General features: G+C 61.9%; 8 protein-coding genes and 1 pseudogene. 6 read left to right on the top strand and 3 right to left on the bottom strand.

Annotated elements, in window-relative coordinates:
- Nucleotides 1-831, top strand: a pseudogene (gene gyrB, locus HP546_RS19340) (DNA gyrase subunit B); the annotation flags it as partial.
- 61 nt (nt 832-892) lie between these two features.
- Here gyrB and HP546_RS19335 read toward each other — a convergent pair.
- Together HP546_RS19335 and HP546_RS19330 are read right to left on the bottom strand one after the other, a co-directional pair.
- A complete protein-coding gene (locus tag HP546_RS19335) occupies nt 893-1,300 on the bottom strand; it encodes an RcnB family protein (protein WP_172228422.1) in 408 nt (135 codons plus the stop codon).
- Between the two features lie 118 nt (nt 1,301-1,418).
- Entirely contained in the window at nt 1,419-2,711 is a 1,293-nt protein-coding gene (locus HP546_RS19330) for a sigma-54-dependent Fis family transcriptional regulator (protein WP_172228420.1), read from the bottom strand.
- A 222-nt stretch (nt 2,712-2,933) separates the two neighbouring features.
- Here HP546_RS19330 and HP546_RS19325 point away from each other — a divergent pair, with 222 nt between their 5' ends.
- The 3 genes from HP546_RS19325 to HP546_RS19315 are packed head-to-tail and all read left to right on the top strand — an operon-like array spanning nt 2,934 to nt 5,943.
- Nucleotides 2,934-3,818 carry an MBL fold metallo-hydrolase gene (locus HP546_RS19325; RefSeq protein WP_172228418.1) on the top strand — a complete coding sequence of 295 codons (885 nt, stop codon included), beginning with the start codon at nt 2,934-2,936 and terminating at the stop codon, nt 3,816-3,818.
- Nucleotides 3,819-3,856: 38 nt separating this feature from the next.
- Nucleotides 3,857-5,128: an FAD/NAD(P)-binding oxidoreductase gene (locus HP546_RS19320; RefSeq protein WP_172228416.1), complete on the top strand. Its 1,272-nt coding sequence runs from the start codon at nt 3,857-3,859 to the stop codon at nt 5,126-5,128.
- Nucleotides 5,125-5,943 carry a sulfite exporter TauE/SafE family protein gene (locus tag HP546_RS19315; RefSeq protein WP_172228414.1) on the top strand — a complete coding sequence of 273 codons (819 nt, stop codon included), beginning with the start codon at nt 5,125-5,127 and terminating at the stop codon, nt 5,941-5,943. Before HP546_RS19320 ends, HP546_RS19315 begins: the two co-directional genes overlap by 4 nt.
- Here HP546_RS19315 and HP546_RS19310 read toward each other — a convergent pair.
- Entirely contained in the window at nt 5,932-6,819 is an 888-nt protein-coding gene (locus tag HP546_RS19310) for a LysR family transcriptional regulator (RefSeq protein WP_172228412.1), read from the bottom strand. The two genes, HP546_RS19315 and HP546_RS19310, sit on opposite strands and share 12 nt — an antisense overlap.
- Before the next feature lie 141 nt (nt 6,820-6,960).
- Here HP546_RS19310 and HP546_RS19305 point away from each other — a divergent pair, with 141 nt between their 5' ends.
- Together HP546_RS19305 and HP546_RS19300 are read left to right on the top strand one after the other, a co-directional pair.
- Nucleotides 6,961-8,607 carry a GMC family oxidoreductase gene (locus tag HP546_RS19305; RefSeq protein ID WP_172228410.1) on the top strand — a complete coding sequence of 549 codons (1,647 nt, stop codon included), beginning with the start codon at nt 6,961-6,963 and terminating at the stop codon, nt 8,605-8,607.
- 97 nt (nt 8,608-8,704) lie between these two features.
- Nucleotides 8,705-10,324 (top strand): MFS transporter, encoded by a 1,620-nt coding sequence (locus tag HP546_RS19300; RefSeq protein WP_172228408.1) that lies wholly within the window; start codon nt 8,705-8,707, stop codon nt 10,322-10,324.
- The last annotated feature ends 63 nt before the right edge of the window (nt 10,325-10,387 follow it).

Raw genomic sequence — 10,387 nt, 5'->3', positions numbered from 1 at the left:
ATCGCCCAGCCGCCACTGTACAAGGTGAAAAAAGGTAAGCAGGAGCAGTACATCAAGGACGACGAGGCCATGGAAGAATACATGACCCAGTCGGCCCTCGAAGATGCCAGCCTGCACCTGGACGAGTCTGCGCCAGCTGTTTCCGGCGTGCAGCTGGAGGCGTTGGTCAACGAGTTCCGCAGCGTGATGAAGACGCTCAAGCGCCTGTCGCGCCTGTACCCGGAAGAGCTGACCGAGCACTTCATCTACCTGCCGGAAGTCACCCTGGATCAGCTCGGCGATCACGCGACCATGCAGGCCTGGTTGAGTAAATTCCAGGAGCGCTTGAACAACAGCCAGAAGTCTGGCCTGGCGTATAAGGCGAGCTTGCGTGAAGACAAGGAACGCAATGTCTGGTTGCCGGAAGTCGAGATTACCTCGCACGGTCTGGCCAGCTACATCACGTTCAACCGCGACTTCTTCGGCAGCAATGACTACCGCACGGTGGTCAACGTCGGTACCAAGCTGTCCAGCCTGCTGGGTGAAGGTGCCTATGTGCAGCGCGGCGAACGCCGCAAGGCGATTGTCGAGTTCAAGGAAGGCCTGGACTGGCTGATGAACGAAACCACCAAGCGCCACACTATCCAGCGATACAAAGGGCTGGGTGAGATGAACCCTGATCAGCTGTGGGAAACCACCATGGACCCAACCGTCCGCCGCATGCTCAAGGTCACCATCGAAGATGCCATCGCCGCCGACCAGATCTTCAACACCCTGATGGGTGATGCAGTCGAACCGCGTCGTGAATTTATCGAAAGCAACGCGCTGTCGGTGTCGAACCTGGACTTCTGATCAGGTGTAGACAGCACCCACTGAAAAGCCCGCTGATGCGGGCTTTTTAGTGCCTGAGAAATCAGTAACCACTAAGGATGTTGACGATTACACCACTGGCGATTGCCACCAGCACATAGTCGCCGTTCACAGACAACCAGCGGTGATCACGCGGCGGCGCATACAGGTGGCGTGCTTTCCAGTCCGTCACCCAGTAACGGTCGCCACGGTAATGCGGGTCCACAACATGGCCGCGTTGCCACTGCTGATGGGGTACCGGCATACCTTGCTGCGGTCTGTAGTTCGGGTTGCGGTAAGCGGGGCCACGGCCATTGTCATGTCGGCCTTGGTGCTGCGGCTGAGCATGCGGCGAGTTGCCTTGGTGCGATGGGCCGTTGTCATGCCGGTCAGGAGGGCCTGGCTGCGCGAAACTGGCCAGCGGTGCGCTGAACAGGAGCGCGGCGCAGATCACGGTTAGGGCTTTTTTCATTTGCGGGTCCTCTGCATGTTAACGCCCGGTGGAGCTGTGTGCCGGGTTCGGTTAACTGATGAGACCACGGTTTTTGCCGCGTAATGTCAGGGCTTGAGTAAAGGTCCGGTAAAGGTGGCTACGACACCCCGAGTGCCTTCAACCGGCGATAGAGCGTGCGCTCGCTCAACCCAAGATGGCTGGCCAATTCGCTGCGCGAGCCTTTGAACTGTTCCAACGCCTGCGCCAACTCACCCAGGTTGTTGCGGCGACCGCCCGCTTGGATCTGGCTCGGCGGGCCGACATCCTCCGGCAGGTGCTCAGGCCGAATCAGCCCATCGTCGGCAAACAACCGCGCCCTTTCCAGAATATTACGCAGCTCGCGAATGTTGCCCGGGAACGGATGCAGCCCAAGCTGCTGTAACGCAGCTTCGCCAAGTCTGGCTGTCGCCTTGCCTGCCATACGCTGCAGCAAGCTCTGCGCGAGCAAGGGCAAATCCTCAACCCGCTCGCGCAGTGCCGGCAGGCGGATCGGGAAGCCACTGATGCGGTAATACAGGTCTTCGCGGAAGCTTCCCTCTGCGACCATCTGCCGGAGCGGTTTGTGCGTCGCCGACACCAGGCGGAAGTCCGAGTGCACTGTACGCAGGCTCCCCACCGGGCGGAAGCTGCCAGACTCGATCAGGCGCAACAGCTTCACCTGCATCGCCAGCGGCACTTCGCCAATTTCATCGAGGAACAGGGTGCCGCCGTGGGCTGCTTCGGCCAGGCCGATCTTGCGCTGATTGGCGCCGGTGAATGCGCCTTTCTCGTAGCCGAACAACTCGCTTTCGAATAGCGACTCGGTGAGGCTGGTGCAGTCCACTACCACCAGCGGACCGTTGGCCCTGGGGCTACCCATGTGCACCGCGCGGGCGAACAGTTCCTTGCCGGTACCCGACTCGCCTTGCAGCAATACCGGGATCTGCGCTGGCGCCGCTCGCTGCAGGCTGGCCAGGGCAGCCTTGAAGGCTGGCGCCCGGCCGACCAGCCCTTGTTCCTGAGGCTGAGCCGCAGCAAGGGTGATGGTGGTCAGGCGCTCGACAAACGCCACCACCCTGCCCTGCTCATCCAGTATCGGACGCAGTTCAACATCAACATGTTCAGGCCCGCGCGGCGTGTGATGAATGTGCAACACCCGCTCCGGCACCTTGCTGTCCCACGCCTTGCGCATCGGGCAATGCTCGCCCGCCTGGTCGCAAGGCACGGCGTAGTGGTGGGACACCTTGTGGCATTTCTCACCCAGCGGAGCCAAGCCGTGGCTACCGAACTGGCGGCGATAGGCAGCGTTGGCCGCCAGGATGTTGTAGTCGGTGTCCAGCACGATAGTTGGCAGGGCATCGTGCTCAAGGTAGGAAACCAGAGCTAGGATGAGGGGATGGGCTTCTGGCATGACGGCACCGTTTGGATGACAGACGCAGGGTAACAAGGACTGCCAAACACTGCCATTGGCTGACAGTCGACTGCCAGCCTGGCTGCCATCGTCGCTGGCAGCGTTCAGCCAAAGCTCGGTTTCATTGGCGTGCAAACCTCAAAAAACGCTGGCACGCATCTTGATATACCTCCTGTCACTGCCTGCGCCTGAAAAGGCGGGGCGGATAAATTGGAGAACGTAATGATCATAGGCAACAACATTCACGTGGACGCCTTCTACGATGCGGCGACCTCGACGATCAGTTACCTGGTCATGGACCGTGAAACCCGGCAGTGTGCTTTGATCGACAGCGTGCTGGATTACGACCCCAAATCCGGACGCACCAACACCGCCTCGGCGGACCGCCTGATCGCGCGCGTGGAAGAACTGAAGGCCACCGTGCGATGGGTGCTGGAAACCCATGTGCACGCCGACCACCTCTCGGCAGCTGCCTACCTCAAGGAAAAGCTCGGCGGCCATACCGCCATAGGTGCGCACATCAAGCAAGTGCAGAAAGTGTTCGGTGCCTTGTTCAATGCCGAGCCCGGATTCGCGCGCGATGGTAGCCAGTTCGATGTGCTGTTCGAAGACGAGGAAGGTTTCCGCATAGGTAACCTGCACGCGCGAGCCCTGCACACCCCGGGGCATACGCCTGCGTGTATGAGCTTCATGTTCGAGGATGCCGGCGAAATTGCGCTGTTCGTTGGCGATACCCTGTTCATGCCCGACTACGGCACCGCCCGCTGCGATTTCCCGGGGGCCGATGCGCGCACCCTGTACCGCTCGATCCGCCGACTGCTGGCCTTCCCCGACCAGACCCGGCTTTTCATGTGCCACGACTACCTGCCCGGTGGCCGCGACATGCAGTACGTCACCACTGTCGCCGAGCAGCGCGCCAGCAATATCCACATCCATCAGGGCGTCGACGAGGACCACTTCGTCGCCATGCGTGAAGCTCGCGACAAAACCCTTGATATGCCCGTGCTGATCTTGCCTTCGGTGCAGGTAAACATGCGCAGCGGCCAACTCCCGGCACCGGAAGAGAACGGTGTGCGTTACCTGAAAATCCCGCTGAACAAGCTGTGAGCGTACTGCCCCATAACCAGATCCCAGGATTTACCGCCATGCCTGCCTTGTTGTCCCCTGCCAATTCCGACCACCACAAAGTGGTCATCGTCGGTGCCGGTGCCGCCGGTATCGCCACCGCTTCCAGCCTGATCAGCCGTGACCCGTCGCTGGACGTGGCCTTGATCGACCCCGCCGAAGTGCATTACTACCAGCCTGGCTGGACCATGGTCGGGGCCGGTGTGTTCAAGGCGCCGAGCACTGCCCGAACCATGGCCTCGACCATTCCGCGTGGTGTGCGCTGGATCAAGGCGCGAGTACAGTGCTTCGACCCGTCGGCTCAGTTGGTCAAGCTGGAAGACGGCCGCGCCATCAGCTATGAGCAGCTGGTGGTCTGCCCCGGCCTCAAGCTTGACTGGGCGGCCATTGACGGGCTGAGCGAGACCTTGGGGCGTAACGGCGTGACCTCCAATTATCGCTATGACCTGGCGCCCTATACCTGGGAACTGGTGCAGAAGCTCAAGCAGGGCCGCGCCCTGTTCAGCCAGCCACCCATGCCGATCAAATGCGCAGGCGCGCCGCAGAAGGCCTTGTACCTGTCTTGCGACCACTGGCTGCGTAACGGCCACCAGGGTGCAGTCAAAGCCAGCTTCTTCAATGCAGGCGCGGTGCTGTTCGGTGTGGCGGATTACGTGCCGGCACTGATGAAGTACATCGACAAGTACGCCGTGGACCTCAAGTTCAGCCACCGACTGATCGCCGTCGACGGCCCGAACAAGCGCGCCACTTTTGTCCGCACGCTAGCCGATGGCAGCAGCGAAACCTGCATCGAAGCCTTCGACATGCTGCATGTGGTACCGCCGCAGGTGGCACCGGATTTCATTCGCGAGAGCCCGTTGGCCGACACCGCTGGCTGGGTTGATGTAGACCCGTACACGCTCCGGCATCGCAACTTCAGCAACGTTCATGCACTTGGGGATGTTGCCAATACCAGCAATGCCAAGACTGCCGCAGCTGCTCGCAAGCAGGCACCGGTAGTGGCAAACAACGTCCTGGTAGCGCTAGGCAGGTTGCCTACCCTGGCTCAATACGATGGCTATGGCTCGTGCCCGCTCACCGTCGAGCGCGGCAAGATCGTGCTGGCCGAATTCACCTATGGCGGCAAACTGGCACCAAGCTTTCCCGGCTGGTTGCTGGATGGCCGCAAGCCGACTCGCCTGGCCTGGCTGCTCAAGGCGCAGGCGCTGCCACCGTTGTACTGGCAAGCCATGCTCAAGGGCCGTGAGTGGCTGGCACGGCCGCAGCCGCTGGTAACCGAGGGTGGGCGGTGATCGAGCATCAGTTGCTGGGGGCCGGACTGGGCGCGATCATCGGCGCTGTATTGGCCCTGACCGGTGCCGGTGGTGGCATTCTTGCGGTCCCTTTGCTGGTGTTCGGCCTGGGGCTGTCGATGGTCGAGGCCGCTCCGGTCGGCCTTCTTGCGGTCGGCATGGCCGCGGCGGTTGGCGCGGTGCTGGGCTTGCGTCAGGGTCTGGTGCGTTACCGGGCGGCGCTGTTCATTGCGCTGGTGGGGGTGGCAGCGGCGCCGTTCGGGCTGATGCTGGCGCACCGTGTGCCGAATACACCCTTGCAGCTGGTGTTCGCCGGAGTACTGATTTATGCCTGCCTGCGCATCTGGCGCAAGGCCGCCAGGGAGCTGCGCGGGGAAGCGAATGACGCCCACCGCTATATCGAACCCTGTGTACTGAACCCGTTGCAGGGCCGTTTGCGCTGGACCCTGCCCTGCGCGCGGGCTCTGGCGTTCACTGGCGGGTTATCCGGGCTGCTTTCGGGCTTGCTCGGTGTCGGCGGAGGATTCGTCATCATCCCGGCCCTCAATCGCTACACCAATCTGCGCATGGCCAGCATCGTATCCACCTCGCTGGCGGTCATCGCCCTGGTCTCTACCGGCAGTGTGGTCAGCGCCAGCCTGGCTGGGGTGATGCACTGGCAGGTCGGCGCTCCGTTCGCCGTCGGTGCGGTAGCCGGCCTGTTGCTGGCGCGGCCACTGGCAGCCAGGTTGGCCGGGCCGCGCCTGCAGCAGATGTTTGCCGTGGCAGGTTTTGTGGCCGCGCTGCTGCTGGCTGGCAAAGCGCTATTGGGCTAACAGCTCGCTCTGTTCTGCATCGCACAGCGCCAACAGGTAGTCCCACACCACCCGCAGGCGCACCGATTTGTGCAGTTCGCGGCGGGTGCAGATCCAGTAGCTGCGCTGGATGGTTTCGCCGGGTAGCACGCGCACCAGCGTCGGGTCGTGGCGGGCCATGTAGTTGGGCAGCACGGCGATGCCCAGGCCGGCGCGGGCGGCGGCTTGCTGGGCGATCACGCTGGTGCTGCGAAACACCACGTTGGGCGCCCGGCAAAAGCTGTTGAGAAACAGCAGCTCCTGGCTGAACAGCAAGTCGTCGACGTAACCGATCCAGCTGTGCCGGGCCAGGTCCTCGCGGGTACGCAGTGGCGGTGCGCGATCGAGGTAGGCCTGGCTGGCGTAAAGGGCCAGGCGATAGTCGGTGAGCTTGCGGGTTATCAGCAGGTCGGCGTTGGGCCGTTCCAGGTGGATGCTGATCTCCGCCTCGCGGTTGAGAATGCTGACAAAGCGCGGCACGGCCACCAGCTCCACCTCCAGGCCTGGGTAGCGCTCGAACAGTGCATTCATGCGCGGGGTGAAGAACATGATGCCGATGCCTTCGGTAACCCCCAGGCGAATCTTGCCCAATGGGGTGATGGCCTGGGTGATTTCTTCCTGCGCCAGCAGGGCGACGTTCTCCATGGCTTCGGCGTGCTTGAGCAGGGCCTGACCGGAGGGCGTCAACTCGTAGCCCTGGGCATGCTGCACAAACAGCGCAGTGCCCAGGCTTTGCTCGATGCTCTCGATATGCCGGGCAACGGTACTGTGAGTGGTATTAAGACGCTTGGCGGCAGTGAGCAGGCGGCCACTGCGCTGCAACTCGAGGAAATACCGCAGATCGTTCCAGTCGAACATGCTGATCCTTTTTGGCAGTTCGGTGCAAGCTTGCCACTGTGCTAAAACGCACAACGGCTGCGCGAAATCTCGTGTTTCCCCTGCGAAAATACTCACTAAGATGGATCGGGACAAGAATAAAAAACAGGCCCGAGGTTGCACATGCCATCAGCCGATTCTGTCTTCGACTACGTAATTGTGGGCGCCGGTCCCGCCGGTTGCCTGCTGGCCAATCGTTTGTCCGCCGACCCTTCCTGCCGCGTGCTGCTGCTGGAAGCGGGTGGCCGCGACAACTATCCCTGGATCCACATCCCCGTCGGTTACCTGTACTGCATCGGCAACCCACGCACCGACTGGTGCTTCAAGACCGAGGCACAAACAGGCCTGGGTGGCCGTGCGTTGGGTTACCCGCGCGGCAAGGTCCTGGGTGGCTGCTCGTCGATCAACGGCATGATCTACATGCGCGGCCAGGCCGCCGACTATGATCGTTGGGCCGAGCAAGGCAATGAGGGCTGGGCCTGGAACGATGTGCTACCGCTGTTCAAGGCCAGCGAGAATCACTTTGCGGGCGCCAGCGAGCACCATGGTGGTGATGGCGAGTGGCGGGTCGAACGGCAGCGCTACAGCTGGCCGATCCTCGATGCCTTCCGCGATGCCGCCGAGCAAAGCGGCATTGCCAAGGTCGATGACTTCAACACCGGCGACAACCTGGGCTGTGGATACTTTCAGGTCAACCAGCGCAGCGGTGTGCGCTGGAATGCCTCCAAGGCTTTCCTGCGGCCTATCGCGCAGCGCCCCAACCTGACTGTGCTGACGGGTGTGCAGGTCGACCAGGTGCTGCTGAACAACACCCGGGCCCGGGCTGTGAAGGCATCCTGGCAAGGCAGCTGGCATGAGTTTGCGGCGCGTCGCGAGATCATTCTCTGTGCGGGGGCCGTGGGCTCGCCGGGTATTCTGCAGCGCTCCGGTATCGGCCCGCGCCAGCTGCTGGAAAGCCTGGGGATAGGCGTACGCCATGACATGCCCGGCGTTGGTGGCAACCTGCAGGACCACCTGCAACTGCGGCTGATCTACCAGATCCGCAACACCCGCACCCTTAACCAGATGGCCAACAGCCTATGGGGCAAGATGGGCATGGGCTTGCGCTACTTGTATGACCGCAGCGGCCCGCTGGCCATGGCGCCAAGCCAACTGGGTGCCTTCGCACGTTCCAGTCCGGAGCAGGCCACCGCCAACCTGCAATATCACGTGCAGCCGCTGTCGCTGGAGCGCTTTGGCGAGGCGCTGCATCAGTTTCCGGCCTTTACCGCATCGGTGTGCAACCTGCGCCCGGTCAGCCGCGGGCGCATCGATATCCGCAGCGCCGACATGAACAGCACGCCATCGATCGACCCCAACTACCTCAGCGACCCGCAGGACCTGCGCGTCGCCGCTGACGCCATCCGCCTGACCCGGCGCATTGTCCAGGCCCCTGCCCTCGCCCGTTTTGATCCCAGGGAGTATCTGCCGGGTTCAGCCTTGCACACCGAGGAGGATCTGTTCGAAGCCGCCGGCAAGATCGGCACCACCATATTCCACCCCGTTGGTACCTGCCGCATGGGCCATGGCGAAATGGATGTTGTGGATAACCAGCTGCGCGTGCGTGGCATCCCCGGGCTACGTGTGGCGGACGCCTCGATCATGCCGCAGATCACCTCGGGCAATACCTGTTCACCCACGCTGATGATCGCCGAGAAGGCGGCCCAGTTGATCCTCAAAGGAGCTGCCACCCAGACCTGCTTGAACGAAGACGCGATACCGACCCCCTGACCCGGGAGCGTGCAATAGCGGTAGCTTGCGGTCGAAAGCCACCGGCAGTGGAACAACAAGAATAATCACTGTGGCCTGCGGGCCGAGGACAGCAACGATGTCGGATTACATCCAGGAACAGGGTGCGGCGGCCAGCAGCTCCAGCCGCCGTGAAGAACGCAAGATCATTTTCGCGTCATCCCTCGGGACGGTTTTCGAGTGGTATGACTTTTTTCTCTATGGCGCGCTGGCAGCGGTCATCAGCAAGCAGTTCTTCGCTGGCGTGAACGACACCACCGCTTTCATCTTTGCCCTCATGGCCTTCGCTGCAGGCTTCCTGGTACGGCCGTTCGGCGCGCTGGTGTTCGGGCGCCTGGGGGACATGATCGGGCGCAAGTACACCTTCCTGGTCACCATCGTGCTGATGGGGCTGTCCACCTTTGCAGTGGGCCTGTTGCCGACTTACGCCAGCATCGGCATCGCCGCGCCGATCATCCTGGTGGTCCTGCGCATGCTGCAGGGGCTGGCGCTGGGCGGTGAATATGGTGGTGCCGCCACCTACGTGGCCGAGCATGCGCCGCACGGCAAGCGTGGTTTCCACACCGGTTTCATCCAGTCCACCGCCACGCTTGGTTTGCTGCTGTCCCTGCTGGTGGTATTGGGCAGCCGCTACATCAGCGGTGATGAGTTCGAAACCTGGGGCTGGCGCCTGCCGTTCCTGCTGTCGATCTTCCTGCTGGCGATCTCCACCTGGATCCGCATGAGCATGCACGAGTCGCCGGCCTTCGTGAAAATGAAGGCCCAAGGCAAGATCAGCAAATCGCCGATCCGTGAGTCGTTCACCTCCTGGCCAAACCTGAAAGTAGTGCTCACCGCCCTGTTCAGCATCAACGCCGGGCAAGCCGTGACCTTCTACACGGCGCAGTTCTACGTGCTGTTCTTCCTGACCCAGATGTTGAAGATGGACCCCGCCCAGGCCAACACCCTGTTGATCATCAGCGTGGTAATCGGTGCGCCGTTCTTTGTGTTCTTCGGCTGGCTGTCGGACCGTATCGGCCGCAAACCTATCCTTATGCTTGGCCTGCTGCTGGCCACGGTACTGTACTTCCCACTGTTCAAGGCGCTTAGCCATTACGCCAACCCGCAGATCGACGCCGCCAGCCGTCAGGCGCCGATCGTGGTCACCGCCGACCCGAAAAGCTGCACCTTCCAGTTCGACCCGGTCGGCAAGGCGCGTTTCGACAGCCCATGCGACAAGGTCAAGACCTTCCTGGTCAAGCAAGGCCTGCCCTACAGCTCGGTAAGCGTGGCGGGCAGCGATGTGGTGGTGAACATTGGTGACAAGACCATCAATGGTTTCGACGAAGCCGCCATGCGCAGCGCAGTGGAACAGGCTGGCTACCCGGCCAAGGCTGATCCGGCGCAGGTCAACGAGGTAATGGTGGTGGTGCTGATCGTGGCGATGATCCTGATCGCGACCATGACCTATGGACCGCTGGCGGCAGTAATGGTCGAGCTGTTCCCGACCCGCATCCGCTACACCTCGATGTCGCTGCCCTACCACATTGGTAACGGCTGGTTCGGCGGCTTCCTGCCAACCGTGTCGTTCGCCCTGGTGGTTTACACGGGAGATATCTTCTACGGGCTGTGGTACCCGGTGCTGGTCACCGGGATCAGCCTGGTTGTTGGAATCTTCTGCTTGAAAGAGACCAAGGATGTGGATATCGACAAGGTCTGATGCTGTCCACATGCCATAAAAAAACCGGCTGTAAAAGCCGGTTTCTTTATGCCTCGAAAAAAC

Origin of the sequence: Pseudomonas sp. CM25, from assembly GCF_013179705.1 — a bacterium.
In the GTDB taxonomy this organism is placed as follows: domain Bacteria; phylum Pseudomonadota; class Gammaproteobacteria; order Pseudomonadales; family Pseudomonadaceae; genus Aquipseudomonas.
The sequence above is the reverse complement of the archived record's forward strand: the minus strand, read 5'-3'. Positions and strand labels throughout refer to the sequence as shown.

Bases quoted from the DNA above. Each gene is read 5' to 3' on its own strand.
- HP546_RS19335 (WP_172228422.1), bottom strand. From the start codon at position 1,300: ATGAAAAAAGCCCTAACCGTGATCTGCGCCGCGCTCCTGTTCAGCGCA.
- HP546_RS19330 (WP_172228420.1), bottom strand. From the start codon at position 2,711: ATGCCAGAAGCCCATCCCCTCATCCTAGCTCTGGTTTCCTACCTTGAG.
- HP546_RS19325 (WP_172228418.1), top strand. From the start codon at position 2,934: ATGATCATAGGCAACAACATTCACGTGGACGCCTTCTACGATGCGGCG.
- HP546_RS19320 (WP_172228416.1), top strand. From the start codon at position 3,857: ATGCCTGCCTTGTTGTCCCCTGCCAATTCCGACCACCACAAAGTGGTC.
- HP546_RS19310 (WP_172228412.1), bottom strand. From the start codon at position 6,819: ATGTTCGACTGGAACGATCTGCGGTATTTCCTCGAGTTGCAGCGCAGT.
- HP546_RS19305 (WP_172228410.1), top strand. From the start codon at position 6,961: ATGCCATCAGCCGATTCTGTCTTCGACTACGTAATTGTGGGCGCCGGT.
- HP546_RS19300 (WP_172228408.1), top strand. From the start codon at position 8,705: ATGTCGGATTACATCCAGGAACAGGGTGCGGCGGCCAGCAGCTCCAGC.